At 61.8% G+C, this 23,384-nt stretch carries 14 protein-coding genes; 8 read left to right on the top strand and 6 right to left on the bottom strand.

Going from position 1 to position 23,384, the window contains the following annotated elements:
- Positions 1-242 precede the first annotated feature (242 nt).
- Positions 243-1,568 (bottom strand): epoxide hydrolase family protein, encoded by a 1,326-nt coding sequence (locus B0G73_RS29090; RefSeq protein WP_106284620.1) that lies wholly within the window; start codon positions 1,566-1,568, stop codon positions 243-245.
- Positions 1,569-1,985: 417 nt separating this feature from the next.
- Here B0G73_RS29090 and B0G73_RS29085 point away from each other — a divergent pair, with 417 nt between their 5' ends.
- Entirely contained in the window at positions 1,986-2,900 is a 915-nt protein-coding gene (locus B0G73_RS29085) for an enoyl-CoA hydratase/isomerase family protein (protein WP_106284619.1), read from the top strand.
- 114 nt (positions 2,901-3,014) lie between these two features.
- Here the strand turns inward: B0G73_RS29085 and B0G73_RS29080 are convergent, their stop codons facing one another.
- Positions 3,015-4,037 (bottom strand): LysR family transcriptional regulator, encoded by a 1,023-nt coding sequence (locus tag B0G73_RS29080; protein WP_106284618.1) that lies wholly within the window; start codon positions 4,035-4,037, stop codon positions 3,015-3,017.
- A 334-nt stretch (positions 4,038-4,371) separates the two neighbouring features.
- The gene (locus B0G73_RS29075; protein WP_106284617.1) at positions 4,372-4,794 is read right to left on the bottom strand and encodes a DUF3331 domain-containing protein; all 423 of its coding nucleotides are present in this window, start codon (positions 4,792-4,794) and stop codon (positions 4,372-4,374) included.
- A gap of 487 nt (positions 4,795-5,281) precedes the next feature.
- Here B0G73_RS29075 and B0G73_RS29070 point away from each other — a divergent pair, with 487 nt between their 5' ends.
- From B0G73_RS29070 to B0G73_RS29060, 4 genes are all read left to right on the top strand, one after another.
- Positions 5,282-5,740: a hypothetical protein gene (locus tag B0G73_RS29070; protein WP_106284616.1), complete on the top strand. Its 459-nt coding sequence runs from the start codon at positions 5,282-5,284 to the stop codon at positions 5,738-5,740.
- 54 nt (positions 5,741-5,794) lie between these two features.
- A complete protein-coding gene (locus B0G73_RS41430; RefSeq protein ID WP_258193729.1) occupies positions 5,795-5,923 on the top strand; it encodes a hypothetical protein in 129 nt (42 codons plus the stop codon).
- A 226-nt stretch (positions 5,924-6,149) separates the two neighbouring features.
- A complete protein-coding gene (locus B0G73_RS29065) occupies positions 6,150-6,797 on the top strand; it encodes a response regulator transcription factor (RefSeq protein WP_106284615.1) in 648 nt (215 codons plus the stop codon).
- 209 nt (positions 6,798-7,006) lie between these two features.
- Entirely contained in the window at positions 7,007-7,348 is a 342-nt protein-coding gene (locus B0G73_RS29060) for a response regulator (RefSeq protein WP_166679094.1), read from the top strand.
- Positions 7,349-7,408: 60 nt separating this feature from the next.
- Here the strand turns inward: B0G73_RS29060 and B0G73_RS29055 are convergent, their stop codons facing one another.
- The 3 genes from B0G73_RS29055 to B0G73_RS29045 form a co-directional block, all read right to left on the bottom strand.
- Positions 7,409-12,919: an ATP-binding sensor histidine kinase gene (locus tag B0G73_RS29055; protein ID WP_106284613.1), complete on the bottom strand. Its 5,511-nt coding sequence runs from the start codon at positions 12,917-12,919 to the stop codon at positions 7,409-7,411.
- A 345-nt stretch (positions 12,920-13,264) separates the two neighbouring features.
- Complete coding sequence (locus B0G73_RS29050; protein WP_106284612.1) at positions 13,265-15,796, bottom strand: glucose/quinate/shikimate family membrane-bound PQQ-dependent dehydrogenase; 2,532 nt, start codon at positions 15,794-15,796, stop codon at positions 13,265-13,267.
- Between the two features lie 297 nt (positions 15,797-16,093).
- Positions 16,094-17,425: a chloride channel protein gene (locus B0G73_RS29045; RefSeq protein ID WP_106284611.1), complete on the bottom strand. Its 1,332-nt coding sequence runs from the start codon at positions 17,423-17,425 to the stop codon at positions 16,094-16,096.
- Between the two features lie 481 nt (positions 17,426-17,906).
- Between B0G73_RS29045 and B0G73_RS29040 the strand changes: the two genes are divergently transcribed.
- The 3 genes from B0G73_RS29040 to B0G73_RS29030 all read left to right on the top strand — a co-directional run bounded on the left by B0G73_RS29040 (position 17,907) and on the right by B0G73_RS29030 (position 23,271).
- Complete coding sequence (locus B0G73_RS29040; RefSeq protein ID WP_106284610.1) at positions 17,907-19,127, top strand: MFS transporter; 1,221 nt, start codon at positions 17,907-17,909, stop codon at positions 19,125-19,127.
- Between the two features lie 359 nt (positions 19,128-19,486).
- The gene (locus B0G73_RS29035) at positions 19,487-20,353 is read left to right on the top strand and encodes a TetR/AcrR family transcriptional regulator (protein ID WP_106284609.1); all 867 of its coding nucleotides are present in this window, start codon (positions 19,487-19,489) and stop codon (positions 20,351-20,353) included.
- 419 nt (positions 20,354-20,772) lie between these two features.
- Positions 20,773-23,271, top strand: a complete 2,499-nt coding sequence (locus tag B0G73_RS29030; protein ID WP_106284608.1) for an acyl-CoA dehydrogenase — start codon at positions 20,773-20,775, stop codon at positions 23,269-23,271.
- Positions 23,272-23,384: the final 113 nt, after the last annotated feature.

The following is a 23,384-nucleotide window of genomic DNA, read 5'->3' as shown; positions in this document are numbered from 1 at the left end:
TGGAGCAAAGCAGGGCCGAAGCCGACGCGAACCTCATCACGCTGTGCAAGGTGCTGGGTGGTGGATGGGAGTCGACGTATGCCAGGCAGGACAGTCGTCATTGAAACCGTGCCCTGCCACGTACAACAAGATGTGTCTATGAAGCCCATGTCCCCGTCGCCGGCCTCCCGCAAACAGGAGGCCGGCGAACATGCATCTTTACGACCCCGCCAACCGTTGCAACATCACCTGTATTCCTGTTTTCAGCGCAGCGGCCGGAAACTCACGCGAACCTCTTCCGAGAAAACTTGCGGCTGCTCCCAGGCCGCAAAATGTCCGCCTTTAGGAAGGCGATTATAGTGAATCAGCTTCGGATACGCGTTCGCTGTCCAGCTCTGCGGGGCAGCGTAGATTTCATCCGGAAAGACGCTGACGGCAACCGGGATGGCAACGTGTTTGGGAGCGAAGAAGTTGAGCTTGTTTTCCCAATACAACCGGCCTGACGAGATCGCCGTGCTCGTGAGCCAATAGAGCGTCACGTTGTCGAGCACGTCGTCTCGCGTGAGCCCTTCGGGCTGGCCGTCGAACACGCGCGCGATCAGCGCCTGGCTGGCCGAGTCGTGGTCGAGCATCCACGCGGCGAGGCCGACCGGCGAATCCTCGATGCCGTACAGCGTCTGCGGGCGGTTCGCCATCTCCAATGCGTAGCCCAAGCCGTGCTTGTAGAAATAGTCGAGCTGATCGAACGCGTGCTTTTCATCGGGCGAGAGACCTGCTGGCGCCGGCTCTCCGAGCTTGAGTGCCTGTGCGACGTTGTCCGGCACAGTTGCCGGCATGTTGGTGTGAATGCCGAGCAGTTCCGGCGGTGCCAGCAGAGCCATCTGCTCCGTGACAGCATTGCCCCAATCGCCGCCTTGCGCCACATATCGCGTGTAGCCGAGCCGTTTCATCAGTACGACCCAGGCGCGTGCGATCCGAACAGGATCCCAGCCCGTCGCTGTCGGTTTGCCCGAGAACCCGTAACCGGGGAGCGACGGAATCACCACATCGAATGCGTCCGACGCCGCTCCGCCATGGGCGGCCGGATTGGTCAGCGGACCGATGATCTTCAACTGCTCGATGATCGAACCGGGCCACCCGTGCGTGACGATAATCGGCAACGCATTGGCATCCTTCGAACGAACGTGGATGAAATGAATGTCGACCCCATCGATTTCGGTGACGAACTGCGGTAGCGCGTTCAGCCTCGCTTCGACTTTGCGCCAGTCATAGTCGGCCGCCCAATACCGTGCGAGCTTCTGCATGGTCGCAAGCTGCACGCCTTGTGACGCATCAGTTACCGTCTCGCGATCGGGCCACCTGGTTGCCTTGATGCGCCGCTTCAATTCGATAAGTTGCGATTCCGGCGCGTGCACACGAAGTGGACGAATGGCGGCCTTGTCACCACCACTCGACTTCGTGACTTCCGTGATTGGTTGACTCGTCTGCGCGAAAGCGAGTCGACTCAACGAGCCCGCAACAGCGGCCGCCGCGGCCACGCCGATAAACCGGCGACGCGACGGGGTCTGGGGAAGAATATTGTCTGCCATACAAGCTCCTGTTGGCAAAGAGTCCAATGAGGCGAAGCGATGAGTACGGCAGCAACGCAATATTTTGGGCAAGCACCTTCACGATTGTCCAATTGAGCCGCCTATAGAGGCAGCCGGTTGGCAAGCCTCGCATCGTTATCGCTTCGACCGACCGCAAACCGTAGTTCGCGGTAGTTGTTCCGATTGTGTGGAAGCACGCCCGCCGGGTAAACGGTCAGGTTAGAACAACAGTTGTGTCGGCCGCGAACAAATCCAGCATTCCTTCGCATCGCTCAATATCTCGCCCTGATTCTTGATCGACTTTGCAGTCATGCTCATTGGTATCTGCCGAACGGCTGCCTACACTAATTCGTGTGGACCGGATGCCCCGTGCATTCTCTCCTCCGCGACTTTTCTCAGCCTTAAAAAGGAAGCAACATGAAACAGACCCAATCGGCAATAACGCAGAGCGACCAGACAAGCACCGCTGCGAATCGAAATGCGCAACCGGAGGCCGACACGAAGCCAGAGTTCACAATCAAGCGCGTGACGCCGGCATACTGGCGCGTCACCATCGACCACCCTCCTTTCAATATCTTTGGTCCGGAATCCATACCGCAGCTGAATAGCGTGATCACGCAGATAGAGAACGATCCCGAACTGAAGGTCGTGGTGTTCGATAGCGCAGTACCCGGTTTCTTCCTGACTCACTACGACTTCCTACCGCCTCTCGAAGTCACGACGCGCATGCCGCCGGGTCCTACAGGCATGCCCCCGCTACCCGATATGCTCACACGTCTGAGCCGCTCTTCGGTGGTGTCGATCGTGTCTATCCGGGGCCGGGCTACGGGCGTTGGTAGTGAATTGTCCCTTGCGTCCGACATGCGCTTCGCCAGCCGTGAGAAAGCCGTGCTCTCGCAATTCGAAGTGGGCGCCGGCTTCGTTCCCGGCGGCGGACCGATGTCCCGCCTTCCCCGTCTGATGGGGCGAGGCCGCGCACTCGAAATTCTGCTGAGCGGTAACGACATCAACGGCGAACTCGCCGAACGCTACGGCTATGTCAACCGCTCCTTTCCGGACGCTGAACTGGATGAGTTCGTCGATACGCTGGCTCGCCGCATTGCATCCTTCGACAAGCAAACCATCGGGGAGATCAAGCACTTCGTGAACGTTGCCACTCTCCCTCCCGATAGCGAGGTTGGGCCACAGTGGGAAGCGTTCATTACCTCCGTACAACGTCCTGCTGCACAGCGGGATATCAGCAAGCTAATGGAACTCGGACTGCAGAAGAATCCTGACGTGGAGATTCATCTCGACCGGTACACCGGCCAGGTCAATCAACCGGACAGATAATTCCACGCGCCTCGTAGCTTGTCGTGCCATCAGCCGCCTGGTTTTATTTCGGCGGCTGCGTGCTTACGTCGATCCGGTCAACGCAGAGGAACCCTCATTCCGACGCTGCCTGGGTCACCGGCCTACCGATTCGAACGGTGATGGCCGCGCATGCCGAGCCTCAGCCGGCCGCCGGCTGTAATCTTCGCGGTAGTCATTCAACGGCAAAACAGTCGCTGCATCCTTGACGTCGTATCGAGCCGACGATCTGAAGAACTGGGTGCAATAATCGACGAATGTCCTGAGCCGCGCCGGAAGCAGTTCCCTGTGCGAGTAGAACAGACAGATTTCAACCTTGCTGTCGAATGTCGTGCACAGCGGCAAGATATGCGTAAGCCGCCCGGCTTCGATATCCTCACGCACCATCGTTTCAGGCAAAGCGGCAATGCCTGTCCCCATGAGGGCCGCTGCCCTGAGCAAGATTTCGTTCCCGTCCATCGACGACATGGGAGACACGCTCACCCGTGTGTCGTTCTCGAGCAGTTCCACGACGTCCACGCCCTTCTTCCGTGAATCCATGTCCAGCAGGAGAAAATGGCGGCTCAACTCGGCGGCCACTTTGGGAGTTCCATACTGCTCCAGATAAGCAGGCGCTGCGACGAAGATGCGCAGCGACTTCGACAACGTACGGCGAATCACGGCAGACTGCTCGACAAGATGCGGCGGAAGGATCGCCATATCGAACCGGCCGTCGTACAGGTTGGCGGCCCCCTCCTGAACGGAGACGATCAGATTCACATTGGGGGCAATGGCGTGATAGCCCCGCACCAGGCGCGAAAACGTTTCGCTCATCAGCATCGGATGCACGATCAGCCGCAGCTTTCCGCTGTCGACTTCACGCGAGCGTGTAATGCGACGATTCGCTTCGTCGAGTTCTTCGAGCAAGCGGCAGCAACTCTGATAGTAGGGTTGCGCCGCTTCAGTCAAGGAAACGGACCTTGTCGTCCTGAGCAAGACCCTCGTCTGAATGCACCCTTCGAGCTTGGCGATCGCTTTCGAGACCGATCCCGTGGTCACGTTCAGCGACTCCGCAGCCTTGCTGAAGCTTTGATACCGCGCGGCCGCAACGAATGCACGCAACATGTAAAGCTGGTCCATCTCGCACCTCACTAGTCAATGTAGAGATGTAGAGCAGAGAATCCAGATGCCGCGAATCGTCACCGGGGAGACAATTCAAACAACCGGAGAACGAATGAAGCGTAAGCGCGAACGCTGCGGGGCACCATCGTTCGATATGGTGTAACGCATCGTGCACTCGCGTGCCCGCCTAATACGTTCGGATGCGCGCACCTATCCGGCCTGAATGCTCGTCCGGTAACTTTCGCGCGGTCTCAGGACGCGGCTATCGCAACGCTTCATGTGGTGGCGAGATGTCGTGGTGCTTCGGGAGGGCGAAAATACAGGAGCGAAATCGGCTAGCAAATGAAAGAATCTAGGTCGGGCTTATCTGCAACGGCTCTAGCGCATTGAGGGCCGATTCGAGGATCATCGCGCGGGCATTAACCGGCGAGGGTTTCGAGCGCTGCGGATGGAATATGCGGTCCCCGCGCCTGATCCGTTGCCCGCTCAGCACGCATGTCCCTGACACCTTGGCGTTCGCGACCCGCCAGACCTGTGCGCCGTAAAAGCAACTCGTGGAATCGCGCCACGCAATGGTCACGGTGAGCGAGGTGGTCCGCTCGATCAGACTCACCTTCAGATGAGGTAAGTGACTCGTACCTGGCGTCGTCTCGAAACCATGGGATGTCGCGCGTTCCGGCACGCACTGCGTACCACCGTCCACATTGGCGCGTCGAAATCCGGACGACAACAGTCGTATCGTTTGACTCCACGGGTCGATTCGGCTAACCAGCATGGCCGCGCTCCTTATGAATCGAAACGTAATGTTTCACTCTCGTTGAATGGGACGCCACCGCCGGCAACAACACGGTAAGCGCCCGAACAGACGGTCGGTGACTCAAACGCCCAAGGACGGTTACCGCTTGTCCATCTCTCAATCCATGCGTCTGCGTGTTTGCTCCGAAGCCATGATACGGCCATTGAAGCTTCAACAGAATGCGCGCGCAGGAAAAGGGCTTTTTCTTTTTCCTCGGCAATGTTTCCGGCATTGGCCCGATTCTTTCCCAGCTTTCGTTGTTGCGCGGGGATGGCGCGCGGTCTGCTCGTGTCGATATCCGCGAGACCAGATTTCGCTCCCATCGAATATACGGCCGTATGAGTTCACCACGCTTTTTCAGAGGCAACTCCACCCTTTCGCACAATGGTTTTCACCTGCAAGGCCGTGTACCTTAATTTCATGGCAAGCACGGCTGTCTCGCGCGCTGTCACCTGGAGGGCGAGTCGTGAATGCAAGAGAAACAGCAGATTCAGGGATCGGCTTGCACGGCGATGCACTCCAGTCGACAGCGCTCCAAATACATAGCGACAGCGCCACAGTGAATGCGCTCTCCGAGCGGGTATTCAAAATACTCGTGCTTGTTGTCTGTGGATGGTCCCTCATTGAAGCGCCGCTGGAGTTAAACGGCACCGACGCTCACGCCGGGCTGCTTGCCCTGCTCCTGTCGAAGCTCCTCGTGGTCGGCACCGGTCTCGCTGCCGTTGCCAAGGCACGCTTCGCTCGCGGAACGTTTGCGTTTCTCTGCGGTGCGAGCGTGTTGGCCATCGCACCCGCACTACCGATGGAATTCAACCATTCCTTCGCGATAGCAATCTTTTCTTCGATCGAATGCTTCAGCAAGGCCGCGTGCGTATTGGCATTCGGCGTCGCATCGTCGCGAGACAAACTTTCACGCGAGCGATAGCGTCCTCGACAGGAATGCGGTTGCGCGTCGACGCACTTGATTGAGGAGGTGAATATGTCTCGCGTATTGCACAACTGGATTTATGTCGGCAGCAACGCCTACGACGAGTACACCTTCGTGCCATGGCTCAACAAGAACGTGTACCGGCGCACAGTGGATCTGAGCCGCGTCTGCCTGCAGTGATTCAATCCGCTAATCCGGGGTGTTTCTTTCACGAGCATCACGCGATTCATCAGAAGAAACAGCATCGTTGCGGATGATCGGCCGCGCTTCCCGGCAACGAAATAACAGCGACGGAATGAAACCAGCGAAGACCATGCGCAACAGGTAGCGATAAGCGCGAGCATTGCTTACTATACGAAAAGTATCGGCGTCAGCTTAGCGTAACGAACTTTTCGAAGATCGAGCGATGAAACATGACAACGCTGCGGCAGGAAGAGAATCTTTGCCGGACTCGCTTGTTTACGTGGTCGACGACGACGAGTCCATTCGCGGCGCCCTAACTTCCCTGCTCATGTCGGTTGGCATTCACGCGAGAGCATTCGAATCGGCCGACGATTTTCTCGCCGCGGACATGCCGGACGTGCCGAGTTGTCTCATTCTCGATGTGCGTCTGCGCGGCACGAGCGGCCTGACGTTGCAGCAGGATCCCTTCAAGGAAAGTATTCGATTTCCGGTCATATTTCTGACCGGGCATGGCGACATCGAGATGTCCGTCAAGGCAATGAAAGCAGGCGCTTTTGACTTCATGACCAAGCCGTTCAGGGACCAGGATCTGATCGATACGATTGCCGCGGCGCTCAAAAGGGATGGCGAATTGAAACGCCAGGAGAGGATCGTGGCGGGCATCCGTCAAACCTATGACTCGCTGACAGCGCGCGAGCGGGAAGTCATCAGGTTGGTCGCCGACGGACTGTTGAACAAGCAGATTGCCGACCTCCTGTGTCTGAGCGAAGTGACGGTCAAGATCCATCGCGCGCAAGCGATGCATAAGCTGCAGGCGCGCTCAGTGCCTGATGTCGTCAGGAAGTTGCAACAGGTTCTGCCGTTGCACTGAGGCGTCGGCAACATGCGGATTCACCGCGCGCTTTCCGCGCCAGGTCGAGCCGCGTCTAATACGAACTGTCACTAAAACCATTCTAAGGTCTTATTGTCGCCGGTTCCGTAGGCCTGTAATTTGCCTAGAGGATTCAGCCTTTCTGAATCCTTTCGATGCCCTGCGGACTCGAGATGAGAACAAAGCGCTCTCCTGCAGTTATTGGGGTAGTGGACGACGACGAATTCGTCCGGATGGCGACATCCAGTCTGCTTCGTTCTGCAAACTGGAAAGTGATTGTTTATGAGTCCGCCAGCCATCTTCTAGGTGATACGCGCCGCTCGGCACTGAAACTTGTTGTCGCGGATATTCACATGCCCGGCATGGACGGTTTTGCGCTGCTTGAATCGATCAAGCTATGGAAGCGGCCTGTTCCTGTTATTTTCATTACCGCCTACGCGACGCAAGCGCTTCTCGAACGAGCCGAAGCTAGTGGAGCCTCCGGCTTCTTCTCGAAGCCAGTGGATGATGCGCGGCTACTCGCGCTGATCGGCGAGATATTGCAGAAGTGAGTCGGCTGAAAATCAGTCGGTTCTTCAGCGTGCGCGTCGCGGTGGCGGTCGCGTCGCGCGCTAGGCGTTGCCTGGATGCGCCAGGTTGCCTTGCGCGGGCAACGTGAATTGAAACGTGGCGCCTCCCGCTTCGTTCGATGTCACCCATAGCCGTCCACCGTGACTTTCCACGATCGAGCGGCAGATCGGCAGTCCCATCCCCAGCCCGTTGGGTTTGGTCGTAAAGAACGCTTCGAAAACGCCTTCCAGATGCTCTGCGTCGAGACCCGGCCCGGAGTCCTCCACGCTGACGCAGACTTCATCGGCGCCGGACCTGCCGGATCGGATCAGAAGCGCTCGCTCGCCGACATCCGTGGCGCTCATCGCTTCAAGGGCGTTGATCATCAGATTCAGCATGACTTGCTGCAACTGTACCCGGTCGCCCTGAATCTGCGGCAACCCGTCGGCCAGTTGCGCGGTCAGCTCGACACCATGCTTGCGAGCTTCGCTGCGCATGAAGGCGATCAACTCGAGAATGGTTTCGTTGATGTCGAGGCCGTCTTTTCGCTGCGGCTCCTTTTTAAAGAAAGCGCGCGTGCGGTCGACGATGTTATTGGCGCGGCCGCCATCCGCGACGATCCGCTTGAGCGCCTCACGCACTTCGTCCAGATTCGGCGGGCGCGCCGCCAGCCAGCGCAAGGCCGCGCTGGCGTAGGCGATGGTTGCGGTAACGGGTTGCTTCACCTCGTGGGCAATCGACGCCGATAGCTGGCCCATCGTCGCCACGCGATTGGAATGCGCCAGCTCCATCTGGAGTCCGACATATCGTCGTTCGCTGTCGCGCACGTCCTGTTGCGCCCGCTTCTGGTCGGTCAGGTCGAGTATGAAAGCGACGCCCTGCCCCTCGCGGTCGCCGAACGCTGCCGCGCCGACCAGCACGGGCACGCGGCTGCCATCCTTGCGGATGTATTCTTTCTCGAACGGTTTGGCGCTTCCGGTGGTCGTCAATTCCGCCCTCACCCGTTCGTCGAGATCACGCCACTCAGGCGGAGTCAGATCGGGCCAGCGGATACGCGCTGAGACAAGATCGTCCCGGCTGTAATCCACGATGCGCAGAAAAGCGTCGTTGGCTTCGACAACATTGCCTTCGAAATCCCAGATGTGGATCCCGATGATGTTGGAATCCACCAGCCGCCGAACCTTTGCCTCGCGCTCCTGAAGATCGGCATAAAGACGCGTGTTCTCGAGCGAAATGGCCGCCTGTGACGCCAGCAAATCGAGCAGCGAGGAGCGGCGTGCCGTAAAAACGTGCGACGTGGCCGTGTTCTCCAGATACAGCAGGCCGCTGAGTGTGCCCTGCCTGACCAGCGGCAGGCAATACAGGGAGCGCGTCGCGCCACTTGCCAGGTAGCTGTCCTGCGAGAACATATTGGGTGTCAAGGCATCGTCGATGATGACGCTCTTTTGCGTGTGCATCACGTAACGCAGAATGGCGGCGGGAACGGCGCAATGGGCAAACGGCGGCCGGTTCAACGCGATCCCGCGCCCATCGATACGCGCCTCAGCCTCGATCCGGTAGCCGTCCGGCTGCTGCGGCACGACTAGCAGGCCCCGATCGGCGCCCGAGGTCTGCAGCGCTATCGTCATCAGGCGCTCGATCAGGCCATCCAGTTCGATCTCGCTGGAAAGGGCTTGCGACGCCTTGAGCAGCGTCGCGGCGTCGAACTGCCGCCAGTCGAAACTGAGCGTCGACGTCGCCGTGCTCCCGTCCTGATTGGCAAGGCGGGGAAACTCCGCGTCGAGTTGCGCGACTTTGCCCTCCGCGCCCCAAAAGGCAAAGCAATGACGCGCGTTGCGCAAATACGCATCGGCATTCGTCCTGAGACCGCTGCCTAGATAAAAGCGACCGGCGAGTTCGTTGGCGATGCCTTCGTGGTGTGGAAAGCCATTCTCGTGAGCGGAGTGGACAGCCTGTTCATAAAGGCGCATGGCGTCGAGATCGCGGCCCTCCACACGCGCGAGCTCCGCGCAAACGAGCGCGTAGCGATTCTGATAGTTCTCCGGGCAGTGCTCAGCCCATCTTTCGAGCTTCCTGAGTTTCGCTGCAAGAATGTGCTTGTAGACTTGCTGCTGCTCCGGGGATGCCTGCGGAACAAGCGCCGTCAGGATGAGCGCATGGAAGAAGTGATAGGTCGGTTCGATCGCCAATGCCATGACGGAACTGAGGACCGCCTCCGCCCGGCCGGCCGCCTCCAATGCCTCGGCGTACCGGCCATCGAGAAAAGCGAGCATGACCTTGATGATGCGATACACGCCGATCGCGCAGCCGAAATTCGATTTGATGATGGCCTCGAAGCAGGCTGCTTCATCGAACGTCTCGTCGTTCAGGTTCAACGGTTCGGTCGTCTTGCCGCGAAGACTGATGACGAATTGCCGCTCGACCCGGATCAACTCATAGACCGCGTCGTTGTGACTCTCGCGCGCGAGCGCCGCGTACTTTTCCGCGAGCGTCTGCACATCTTCGAGAGCAGCTCCTTTCTCGATTGTCTGCCAAACCGCGTTGAAGGCGACGTTGCCCGCGAAAACCAGATCGCCCGCTTCCAGGCACGCAGCGGTGGCCCGTTCGAGAACCGGCAGATTAGCTGCAATGTGGCAGCGCCGGAAATTGACATGGGCGCCGTACAGATGCAACAGCTTGCCTTTCAGGCGCCGATTGCCGAACTTCTCGTTGAGCTTGAGCGACATCTCTGAAAATTGCACCGCGGTGGGGATATCGCCGATCAGGGACACCAGCATCAATGCGTAATTGCCGTAAGCAAAACTGGAGTTCTCGGTATTGCCGTGCTGCAAGGAAAGGTTGACCGCCTTGAGGGTAATGAGCGGATAGAACGCGGGCCGCGCGGCGAAAGCGCAGTTCATCGCCTGAAGGAGAAGGTTGACGATCGCACGGATCGAAGGATCGGTCGCCACCGGCACCTCAACCAGTTCGCCGATGGCGCGCCCGGCCTGATTGACGTGAACGTCCCGCAATGCATGGTCGAGGGCCGCCTGGATGTCCTGATCGGTCTCAGGAAAGAGAATGCCGAAATCGCGCAGCGCAACCAGCGCGACCATGAAGCTCTCGTCATATCTCCCGGCGAGCTGGTACAACTCGATCCGCAGGCTGAAGACCTTCGCGCGATCGAGATTCGAGCGCGCTCTCGCGAGCATCATGTCGGCCAGCGCGTCGGCTTTCGCAAAATCGCCGACCAGATATTCGCACTCCGAAAACGCGAGATAGAGATCGAACGTGCTGTCGTAGCGCTGCGTCCATGCATCGGGAGACAGCAGCGCCACGCCCTGCGCCAGATAGCTGCGCGCCGCCGCGTAGGCCGTCGAATTCATCGCGCGCCGCCCCGCGATGAGATTCAACGCAACGGCCTGTTCGCGCTCCGGCTCCGTCACGATCAGCGCAGCGCCGCGATTGAGATGGTTGACGATGTCGAAGATGGCATCTTCCAGCGCTTCTGGTGGGGTCCGCGACACCAGCGCCCGGCCGATCCGCAGATGGGCGGCGGCACGCTCGTCGGCGGGGATTAGCGCATAAGCGGCCTCCTGCACGCGGTCGTGTGCGAATGCATAGGCGTTGGCCACGCGAAAAACGAGCCCCATTCGCACGGCTTCCCACAGGTTCGCGTGCATCGTCTCTTCCGAGCCGCCCTGAACCCACGTCAGTGCGATCACTTCAGCAATGTTGCCGAGGCACGCCAGTTGCCCCAATGCATCGCGCGTGGGCGCGGGCAAGCGGCTCAGCTTCGTCGCCATCAGGTCGGCGACGTTCTCGGTAAAGCCCTTCGCGCGGATGCGCGGCAGATCCCAGCGCCACGCCGCGGCGCGCTGATCGAAACTGAGCAGGTCTTCATCGGCGAGTGCGGTCAGAAACTGGATCGCGAAGAATGGATTGCCGCCCGTCTTCTCGTGCACCAGTTGCGCGAGCGGGCCGGCGGTCGCGCTGTCACAGTGAAGCGAATCAGCGACGAGTTGCGTGACGTTCTCCGCTGTGAGCGGCGCGAGTTCTATCTGCTGCACCTTCCCTTCGGCGTGGCTGATCGACTCGAGCGTGCGCGCAAACGGGTGCGATGCGTCCACCTCGTTGTCCCGGTACGCGCCGACCAGCAGAACGTGCTTCACGTCCGGATGCGTGACCAGATGCGCGAGCAGATCCAGCGTCGCCGTATCGACCCATTGCAGGTCGTCGATAAACAGCGCGAGCGGATGCTCAGGCCGCGCGAAGACGCCGAGAAAACGCCGAAATACGATCTGGAAGCGGTTTTGCGCATCCTGCGGCGGCAGCACGGGCGCCGGCGGCTGCTCGCCGATGATCAGCGCAAGCTCGGGAATCAGATTCACCATCAACTGAGCGTTGGGCCCAAGCGCCTCCATCAGCGCGTGCCGCCACGGCTCGACCTCCGCGTCGCTCTGGCTCAGCAGGTTGCGTACGAGCGTCTGGAAGGCTTGAGCAAATGGCACATAAGGGATGTCGCGTTTGTACTGGTCGAACTTGCCGGACGCGAACAGGCCGCGCGGCGGCACCAGCACCCTGTGCAACTCATTGACGACCGACGACTTGCCGATCCCCGGATAGCCCGAGATCAGCACCAGTTCGACCGCCCCGCTGCCCACGACGCGATCGAAGGCGGTCACGAGCGCTTCGATCTGCGCCTCGCGTCCGTACAGTTTTTCGGGCACCAGCAAGCGGTCGGACGCGTCGTGCGCACCGAGCGGGAACGCTTCGATGCGATGGTGCGCCTCCCATGCCACGAGGCACGACCGCAGGTCGGCTTCGACACCCGCCGCGGTCTGGTAACGGTCCTCGGCGGCCTTGGCGAGGAGCTTCAGCACGATCCCTTCGACCGGCTTCGGCAGAGCGTCGACACGCTCGCCTGGCGGTGTCGGCCTGCGCGCGATGTGGCAATGAATCCACTCCATCGCGTCCGATGCGGTGAACGGCAGCGTGCCGGTGAGCATCTCGTACAGCGTGACGCCGAGCGAGTAGAGATCGCTGCGCGTGTCGATCGAGCGGTTCATGCGGCCGGTCTGTTCCGGCGCCATGTACGCGAAAGTCCCGGCCACGATCTCCGGCGGCGCGGGCGGCTGATGTTCGTGCGGCAATTGCGAGGCGATGCCGAAGCCGGTGAGCCGTACGTTGCCGTTCCCGTCGACGAGCACATTCGCCGGCTTGATGTCTTTGTGAACGAGCCCGCATCGGTGAACGTGGCCGATGACCCGCGCCAGATTGACGGCGATGCGCAACCAGCGCGTGAGCTCCAGCGGACGGCCCAGCAAGCGATGGAGAGGCTCGCCGCCGTCGTCGTCGAGAACCAGCACGGGCGGCTCTCTGCGCCGGTACAGCGCGAGCGGCCGAGCCGCCCAGCTGGCATCGAGCAGCGGGGCTAATCCGTATTCGTGCTCGAGCCGGGTGATGCTCTGCGCGGCCGGGCGCGTGACGACCAGCGCAAGCACCGAGACGGCATGGCGGGGTCTCTTGGCGCGATAGAGAGAGAAGTCGCCGTCGTCGTGCAGCGGCTCCAACTCGTATCCGGTGAGATCCACGGCGGACTCCACTGTCGAGCGGAACCAGCGCTTCGGCACTGGCTCCGGTCCCACGCAGAACGCGGTCGACCGGAGCTTGGCGCATAGCGTTCACTTCGATCCCACGCAAAGAGGTTGCTGTAAGGCTGCGAATTCCATTTAGAAATTATTGTCCGCGCTTCGCGGCTTCCCGGCTATCGCGTGCGCGGTCGTCCCAGTTATTGAACAGCAGCTGGCGCGAAGCAAAAAAAGGATCGCAAGAAAAACGGCATGCGCGGCGCGCTTCCCGCGCGCGCGGCATGCCGTTGCATGAGGCAGATGCCTTCGGGCGCGCCGCACTGCATCAACTGCGGCGGCGCATACCCCTTACTGCTGTGGCAACGCGTAGGCAATCACATAGTCGCCGAGCTTCGTGCCGAACGAGCCATGGCCGCCCGCCGCGATCACGACATACTGACGGTCGTTGATCGAATAACTCATCGGCGTGGCCTGGCCGCCCGCGGGCAGGCGGGCCTCCCAGACCTGCTTGCCGTTGTTGACGTCGAACCCGCGGATGTAGTTGTCCGCCGTCGCGCCGATAAACGCGACGCCGCCCGCGGTGACTATCGGACCGCCCAGCATCGGCATGCCCATCCTGAACGGCAGCGGAATCGGTGAACTGTCGCGCGTCGTGCCGATACGCTTCTTCCACACGATCTCATTGGTCTTCAGATCGATCGCGGAGATGTAGCCCCACGCCGGCTGCTTGCACGGCAAGTCGAGCGGCGAGAGGAACGGGTTGATCACCACGCCGTACGGCACGCCATATTGCGGCTGAATGCCCGACTCCGTGCCGCTGCCCTTGGCGCCCGGCACCGGCTCCATTGGGTTGCCGGGGCCGCGCGGAATCAGACGCGAGACGAACGGCAGCGCGATCGGGTTCGCGATGGCGATCTGGCGATCGGTGTCGACTGCAATGCCGCCCCACTCGAACATGCCGAGGTTGCCCGGGAACACGAGCGTGCCCTGCAGCGACGGCGGCGTGAACGTGCCCTCATACCGCAGCTTGTGGAACATCACACGGCAGATAAGCTGGTCGTACATCGTTGCGCCCCACATGTCGGCGTCGGTCAGCTTCTTCGACGGGCGATAGGTGAGTTGCGAGAAGGGCTGCGTCGGCGATACGTGGTCGCCGGGGGCGGCGCCTTGCGGCACGGACGTTTCGGGCGCCGGCACGACGGGCACACCGGTGCGGCGGTCGAGCACGAACAGGTTGCCGGTCTTGGCCGGCGCGTAGACGACCGGTACGGTCTGGCCATCCTTGCCCGTGATGTCGGCGAGCGTGGGCTGCGACGGCTGGTCCATGTCCCACAGATCGTGGTGCGCGGTCTGGTAGAACCAGGCGAGCTTGCCGGTCGAGGCGTTGAGTGCGAGCAGGCCGCTGGCGTAACGCTCCTGCTCCGGCGTGCGGGTGCCGCCCCAGATGTCCGGCGTCGTGACGCCCATCGGCAGATAGACGACGTCGAGTTTCGCGTCGTAGGCAGCGGGCGCCCACGAGTTGGGCGAGTTCCACGTGTAGTGCTCGCCCGCGCCCGGAATGTGATTCGGGTCCTTCGCGCCCGGATCGAATGCCCAGAGCAGTTCGCCCGTGCGCACGTCGAAGCCGCGAATGACACCCGACGGCTCGCGGTTCGAGAAGTTGTCCTCGACCGAGCCCGCCACGATGATCACCTTGCTGGTGACGATCGACGGCGAGGTGGGCTCATACATGCCCGCCGTCGTGACCGGCTGGGCGTGTTGAAGGTCGAGGTCGCCGTGGTTGGCGAAGCCGTCGCAACGTTGGCCTGTCAGCGCGTCGAGCGCGTAGAGGTGGCCGTCGTTGACCGGCAGGTAGATGCGGCGTGTGCAGGCTGCGGTGGTATCGCTCGCCGGCGCGGCGGTGGTTGTGGCAGCATCGCTCGCAGGCGCAGCAGTGGTTGAGGCGGCATCGCTCGCAGGCGTGGCAGCGGCTGCGCTGGCATCACTCGGCGGTGCCGCTGCTGCTGCGGTGGCATCGCTCGCCGGCGCCGCCGCGGGCGCGGCCGCCGCTCCGCTGGCCGACAAATCGACATACGACACGCCACGGCAAGTCACGTGCTGGAACGACGGATCGGACTTCAACCTCGGATCGAACTTCCATTTGAGCGTGCCCGTCTTCGCGTCGAGCGCGAACAGAATCTGATGGGGCGAGCATAGGTAAAGCAGATCGCCGATCTTGATCGGCGTGACTTCGTCGGTGATCTCGACAGGATCGTTGGGCCCCTTCATGTCACCCGTGCGGAAGGTCCAGGCCACCTGGAGATCCTTCACATTCTCAGGTGTAATCTGCTGCAAAGGCGAGTAGCGCGTGCCTTCCTGGGTGCGCCCATAGGCGGGCCAGTCGGCGGCGTCGATCGTGCTGCCGGCGCCCGCGCCGCTCGCGGGCGCGGAAGCACTCAAGGTGCCGTTGACCTGTTGCGGATCGTTGAAGTTCGCGTACACCAGCACGCCCGCCCATGCCACGAGCGCGACGACGAGGGACACCACACCCAGCTTGCGCTCGCCGACGAGCCGCCAACTCACGAACAGCAGCAACCACACGCCGAAGATGACGAGCACGCCGGAGCGCGGCGCGAGTGCCCAGAAGTCGGGACCCGACTCCATCAATGCCCAGATCGCCGTGCCGATCAGCACCAGCGCGTACAGAACGAGCGCGGCGGGACTGCGCCGCCACAGCAGCCAGGCCACGCCCAGCAGCACAATGCCCGTGATGAGATAGTAGGCGGAGCCGCCGACCGCAAGAAGCCACGCGCCACCGATCAACAAATAAAGCGCGGTGAGCACGGTGAAGAGCAACGTGATGACGCCGATGACGCCCCGGGAATTCGACTGACTGGTCATGATGATCGCAACCCTCTTGAGTGGATACCGCCTGCCGTCGGTACCGACGCCGAATTCCCGCGCCGGAGCACGGGAAAAAGCATATCAGAAGGTGCGCATTAATCTGCTGTAACTGTGCATTCGCGATTAGCCGGCGCGCGGACTCGTCGCTAAGAAGCGCGCGGTGTCGCGAGCTTCGAGAACGTACCGCTCCTGCCGTCGTTCTCGTTGGCGTATTTCAATTCCAGGTGCACGCCGGCTTTCCTTTCGCTCTCCTTTCGTTTTTCGCCGTCCGCGTCACGATGAGGCGACTATGCCTTATCGCGCCCTGCTTGCATCACTCCAGCCAAACCCGAAGCCTGACTGCAACGCGGGCGCCCACTTCGCGCACGCACGAAAACCCAGCAGCGCGCCGCCCACGGCAAACAACACGGGAATCAGAAAGTCCTGGCTCACGCGGGTGAATTCGAACATGAGCACCACGGCCGTGATCGGCATCTGCATCGAGGCAGCGAGAAACGCCGTCGCGCCGACCACCGCGAATGCGCCCAGCGACGCCCCCGGCCACACGAGGCTCCACAAGCCGCCAAGCACAATCGCCAGCAACGCGCCATTTGCGAGTCCCGGCGTGAGCAGCCCGCCTTCGGCGCCCGCGCGCAAACTGCTCGCCGAAATCACCACCTTCAACACCAGCAGCATCGCGGCGAGACTGATGGTCAGGCCGCCGTCGAATGCCAGCCCCGCAGGTCCCTTGCCGTTGCCGAGCAACTGCGGGAAATGCATCGCGAGGACCCCGATCATCGCGAAGTTCAGCAGCGACAACACCGGCAAGCGCCAGTTCTTCGGCGCCGCCGCGCGCGAGCGCTTCATCAGCTCCGCGAAGCTCCATGCCGCCACGCCGAAAATCGGACCGCACACCACGGACCAGACCACAAGCGTGGGGCTCAACGTCATCGACGGGACGAGGTATTGATGCTCGTTGCCCAATCCCAGTTGCGCAACCAGCGCGGCCACCGACGAGGTCACGATGGCCGGCACCAAAGCGGGCCAGCCGAACGTGCCCAGCAGCACTTCAAGCACGAACACCGCGCCGCCGAGCGGCACGTTATAGACAGCGGCCAAACCGGCGCCCGCGCCGCACGCCACCATGATCCGGCTCTGCGCGACCGACAGACCCGCCCGGCGCGACAGCCAGCCGGCCAACGCCGAGCCGATTTCGCGCGGCGCGACTTCGCGGCCGAGCGGCGAGCCGAGCGCCACGGTGACGATCTGCAGCACCGCGTGAATCGTCGTGCTCAAGACGGGCATTTGCGGATCGTCGGACTTGACGGCCTGGCGAATGCTCACGAGCGGCCGGCCGAACCGGTACAGCGCCCACCAGCCGATTCCCGCGACGAGGCCGCAGATGGTCAGCACGAGCAGGCGGCGCTCGGGCGCGGCAGCGCTGACGCCCTGCAGAAAACTCTCGGCGCTGATCACCTGCGTCACACTGTAGCCGTAGGCAAGATGCTGGATGCCGTGCAGCAGCAGCGCGAGCAGCATGCCGCCGAGGCCGGCACCGAGGCCTGTAAGCAGCGTGACAGCCGCGACCACGGCAAATGGACTCCGCTCGCGGCGTACAGGCTCGGAAGTGATTGATTTGACTGACATGGTGCGTCGACAAAAGCGGAATGAGTAGGATGGCGACCATCTTATTCCGCGCCGCAGCATGAATCCAATTGATTTTTCAGCTCGACTGATGCGTGTGCTGCATATATCGAACAGAGAGCCTTTCCGGGCACCGGTAAAGCTTGCAGTGCAACCCGCGTCGCCTCGTTCGATCCGATAGCGCACATATCCGTCCGCGTAAAAGTGAGCGGATTAGCGCGAAATCAAACTCTAAATGGATTACAAATAACAAACGAAATTGCACGCCCGGTTAATACGACAATTACATTTACCCGACACGACGCACACGCCGCTATTCTGCGTGAACTCCGTCCCAGGGATTAATACGGATAAACGCGCCTTCATCCATGCAAGCGTTTAACAGTCGGCGTACACTCGCTCGGAGCCTACGCCCGGGGGCGTGCGGGGCTGCGGAGCCACCGGTCGTTGAATATGGGTGAATGGAGAACCAGGAGAACAATCAATGAGTTGGACACGGGAACAGAGAAACGTCACGATCGCTGCCTATCTGGGTTGGACACTCGACGCATTCGATTTCTTTCTAATGGTTTTCGTATTGAAAGATATTGCGGCCGAGTTCAATACAAAAATCCCCGAAGTCGCCTTCGGCATTATGTTGACCCTGGTGATGCGTCCGCTCGGCGCATTGATTTTCGGCTGGCTCGCCGACAAGTACGGCCGCCGTCCCACGCTGATGGTCAACATCGCGTGCTTCTCATTGCTGGAATTGCTGTCCGGCTTCTCGCCGAATCTCGCCACTCTGCTCGTGCTGCGCGCGCTGTTCGGTATCGCGATGGGCGGCGAATGGGGCGTCGGCGGCGCACTGACCATGGAAACCGTGCCGCCGAAATCGCGCGGCATCGTCTCGGGTCTGCTGCAAGCCGGCTATCCGAGCGGCTATCTGCTCGCTTCGGTCGTGTTCGGCGTGTTCTATCAGTACATCGGCTGGCGCGGCATGTTCTTCGTCGGCGTGTTGCCGGCTTTGCTCGTGCTGTACGTGCGCGCGCACGTGCCGGAGTCGCCCGCCTTCAAGACACTCGAAAAGAAAGCGCGTCCGGGTCTCGTCGCCACGCTCAGGCAGAACGTCAAGCTGTCGCTATACGCGATCATTCTGATGACCGCGTTCAACTTCTTCTCGCACGGCTCGCAGGATCTGTACCCGACCTTCCTGCGCGTGCAGCATCAGTTCGACGCGCACACGGTGTCGTGGATCACGATCACGCTGAACATCGGCGCGATTTGCGGCGGGCTGTTCTTCGGCGCCTTGTCGGAGAAGATCGGCCGCAAGCGCGCGATCTTCATTGCCGCGTTGATCGCGTTGCCGGTGCTGCCGCTGTGGGCTTTCTCGACCACGCCGGTGCTGCTCGCGGTGGGCGCCTTCCTGATGCAGATCTCCGTGCAGGGCGCGTGGGGCGTGATTCCAGTACACCTGAACGAAATCTCACCCGATGAAATTCGCGCGACCTTCCCCGGCCTCGTGTACCAGCTCGGCAATCTGATCGCGTCGGTGAACGGTCCGTTGCAGGCGAGCGCCGCGGAGGCGCACGGCAACAACTACGCGCTCATCATGGCCGTCGTGATCGGCATCGTGGCCGTGGTGATCGCCGTGCTGATTCCGTTCAGCCGCGAGCGCCGCGGCATCGATATGACGCAGCCGGCGAAACAGGTCGCGGCGCAGCTTTAAGCGTTCGAACCGAACAGCTATTTTGCCGGCGCGTTATCGGGCACAATAGACGCCAAAGGCGGCTCGAACCGCCGCGACGCAGAGCATGCGTCAGCCAGCAAACGCAGGGCCAAACAAGTTAGCAAGCAATACGAGGCCGTTCCGATTTCCATCGGAACGGCCTTTTTTATTTCCGCGCGGTTTGACGTGCCGCGCGCATGGAAAGACGGACCTTCGTCAGGTCTTCTAGAGGAGTTAGTCGACTGTGACCCCTTGATCGCGCGCATCATTTCTTCTTATCCTGAAAAAAACGGCCGTTTCAAATCAATATTTGAATCGCTTGTTTGCGGGCCGGACGCCCGGCAACTGGGAGACGCAACATGGCAGTTCGCACAACAGGCCGGCATGCCGGCGATACGAAGTCCCGCATCCTCGACGCCGCCGAAACACTCTTCATCGACTGCGGTTATGAGGCCATGTCGTTGCGCCAGATTACTTCGCGCGCCGAAGTGAATCTCGCGGCAGTGAACTATCACTTCGGCAGCAAGGAATCGCTGATTCACTCGATGCTGTCGCGCCGCCTCGACCATCTCAACCAGGAGCGGCTCAAGCTGCTCGACCGCTTCGATACTCTGCTCGGCGAGCGCCTGACCTGCGAGCATGTGCTCGGCGCGATGTTCATTCCGGCGCTGCGCCTGTCGCGCGATCCGCGGGTAGGCGGCAAGGCGTTTCTGCGTTTGCTCGGCCGCGCTTATACCGATCCGTCGTCGTTCATTCGTGATTTTCTCAACGGACACTACGCCTCAGTGGCAGTGCGTTTTTTCGATGCCTTTCAGCGCGCGCTGCCGCATCTGCCGCGCGAGGAACTGGGCTGGCGTCTGCACTTCGCTATCGGCGCGCTGTCGGGCGTGCTGGCCGGCACCGACACGGACAGCCTGCTTTCCGAGTTCTCGCAAGGCAAGTCGATGAACGACCTGCAACTCATCGCCCGTCTCGCTTCGCTGATGGTGGCCGCGCTCAAGGCACCGTTGCCTGACGGCACGCAACTGGCCGCGTTCGCCGCAGTCCTCGGCGACGCCAGCGAAGGCGGCTCGGAGTGCGCCGGCATCGGCGGTGCTGAAGCCGCGAGCGCGGCACGCACCGAGGGCGGATCCGAGTCGCCATCGCCGGCCGTATCGGAAGGCGAGCATCGCGGCGGCAACATGGAAGCAGGTTCGCGTCAGCACGCATTGCACGGCGCGGCTTGACGATCTAACGCTGCGGGCAACGCGCCGTCGTCCGCCGTTGCCCGCATGCGGTGCCTGCGCGATCAGGCGAGCGAATCAGTACCGCGTCGTGCGGACAAGTCACAAGATCGTTAGCATGCCGCAGCATCGAACCCGAGGCGAACGGCAATCCCTACGCCGCCGGCCAGCGCTAAACAGGCAACAAGTACTCAGTCAACACTCAGCAGGAAGGCAACCGAACACGATGAACGCCGCATACCTGAGCAGCACGTCTAAGTTACGCACCTAAGCGACGCCGCGCTGTCGAACTGCACACACGCCGCGCAAACGCAATACGCGCAACGAGGCAACGCGAGCGTGAAGCAGAAAATCAATAGAACGCGAACCATCCGCGCTGCGTGGATGCGTCCGCACGCACCATCGAAAGAGGAGGAAACGTCATGCCGTGGTTCATCCTGGTGTTAGTGATTGCCGCCTTCGCGCTCGTCTATGTTCAGGCGCGCGCGGCATGGTGGCTTGCCTTCATGATCGTCTGGGTGGCGGCCGCGCATGTCAGCGGCGCGGCGGGTCCAGTGGCCACCACGCTGCTTGCCATCGTGTTCGTCCTCCCCGCCCTTGTGCTTGCGCTCAAACCGCTGCGCCGCACATGGCTCGCCAAGCCCGTGCTCGACATCTTCCGCAAGATCCTGCCGGAGATGTCGCCAACCGAGCGCGATGCGATCGAAGCCGGCACGGTCTGGTGGGACGCCGAACTGTTCTCGGGACGTCCGCACTGGGACAAGCTGCTCGGCTACGGCCCCGCCACGCTGACCGCGGAAGAACAGTCGTTTCTCGACGTCGAATGCGAGAAGCTGTGCGACCTCGCGAACGACTGGGAAACCACCATGGTCTGGCAGGACCTGTCGCCGCAAACCTGGCAGTACATCAAGGAGCACGGCTTTCTCGGCATGATCATTCCGAAGCAGTACGGCGGCAAACAGTTCTCCGCCTACGCGCATTCGCAGGTCATCATGAAGCTCGCCACGCGCTGCTCGGCCGCCGCCGTTTCGGTAATGGTGCCGAACTCGCTCGGCCCCGCCGAACTGCTGATGCACTACGGCACCGACGAGCAAAAAAACCACTACCTGCCGCGCCTCGCGCGCGGCGAGGAAATACCGTGCTTCGCATTGACGAGCCCTTATGCCGGTTCGGATGCAGCGGCGATTCCTGACGTCGGCATTGTGTGCAAGGGTCGGTTTGAAGGCCGTGAGACGCTGGGCTTTCGCGTCACATGGGACAAGCGCTATATCACGCTCGGCCCGATTGCTACCGTGCTCGGCCTCGCGTTTCGCGCGCTGGATCCGGAGCATCTGCTCGGCAATGACGACGAACCGGGCATTACCTGCGCGCTGATTCCGACCGACCATCCCGGCGTGAACATCGGCCGCCGTCACTGGCCGTTGAACGCGGTATTCCAGAACGGCCCGAACTCGGGCAAGGACGTGTTCATTCCGCTCGACTGGGTGATCGGCGGCCGCGCCCAGGTCGGCAACGGCTGGCGCATGCTGATGGAATGTCTCGCGGCGGGCCGGGCGATTTCGCTGCCGTCGTCGAACGTGGGGATGGCGAAGATCGCCGTGCGCGGCACCGGCGCCTACGCCGCGGTTCGCCGCCAGTTCCGCACCGCCGTCGGCAAGTTCGAAGGCGTGCAGGAAGCGCTTGGCCGCATGGGCGGCAACCTGTACGTAATGGACGCCGCGCGCCGCCTGTCGGCGCACGCCGTGGACCTCGGCGAAAAGCCTTCGGTGATCTCGGCGATCGCCAAATATCACATTACCGAGCGCGCCCGCATGGTCATCAACGACGGCATGGATATCGCCGCCGGCAAGGGCATCTGCATGGGGCCGTCGAACTTTCTCGCGCGCGCCTATCAGCAGGTGCCGATCGCGATCACCGTGGAAGGCGCGAACATTCTCACGCGTTGCCTGATCATCTTCGGGCAAGGCGCGATTCGGTGTCACCCGTATGTGCTGAAGGAAATGGCCGCCACGCGCGAAACGGATCGCGCCAAGGCGCTGCGCGATTTCGATGAGGCGTTCTTCGGCCATGTCAGCTTCACGCTCTCCAACGTGGTGCGCAGTTTCGTCTATGGCGTGACGGGCGGCGCGTTCATCGCCAAACCGCGCACGGCGCATGCGCCATTGCATGCGTACTATCGCGCGGCCACGCGGCTCTCCACCGCGTTCGCGCTGCTCGCCGATGTCTCCATGTTCGTGCTCGGCGGCGATCTGAAACGCCGCGAGCGCATCTCCGCGCGTCTGGGCGACGTGCTGTCGCAGCTCTACCTGATCTCCGCCACGCTCAAACGTTTCGAGGACGAAGGCCGTCAGGAAGAAGACCTGCCGCTGGTGCGCTGGGGTGTCGAGGACTCGCTGTACAAGGCGCAACGCGCGCTCGACGGCGTGCTCGCCAACTATCCGAACCGGCTCGCCGCCGGCCTCGTGCGCGTGCTCGCGTTTCCGTTCGGACTGCCGCACCGCGAGCCGTCCGACCAGCTCGGCAGCGAGATCGCCGCATTGATGCAAACGCCAGGCGCCGCGCGCGAGCGTCTGGTATCCGATTCGTACGTGCCGCATCCGGATGTCGACGCGCTCGGCTACGGCGAGCTGGTGTTCGAGCTGAACCCGCGCTTCACGCAGATCGAGCAGAAGCTGCGCGACGCGGTCAAGCAAGGCCTGCTCGAACCGATGCCGCAGAGCCTGCCGCAACTCGCCGCCTGGACCGACACCGCACAGAAAAAAGGCCTGCTCGACGCCGACGACCGGCGCGTGCTCGACGACTACGCGCGTTACGGCGCGCAAGTCGTGAAGGTGGACGATTTCCCCGCCGACTTCGACATGCTTGCCAACCTGCAAAAGCGCAAGGAGGCGCTGGAAAAGGCGCTGGAGCTCGCGGCCTGAGTTCGGCGCCGGCTTAAAAAAACATGCGGGGAAGGCGCGCCGCGAGCGCCGAACTCGGTGCACACTGACACACGTTCGACGTCCCTCAGAGAGACTTGCTGCGGGGCGTCCCT

Origin of the sequence: Paraburkholderia sp. BL25I1N1, from assembly GCF_003002025.1 — a bacterium.
Lineage (GTDB): Bacteria > Pseudomonadota > Gammaproteobacteria > Burkholderiales > Burkholderiaceae > Paraburkholderia.
This window is presented reverse-complemented; position numbering and strand designations above follow the sequence as displayed.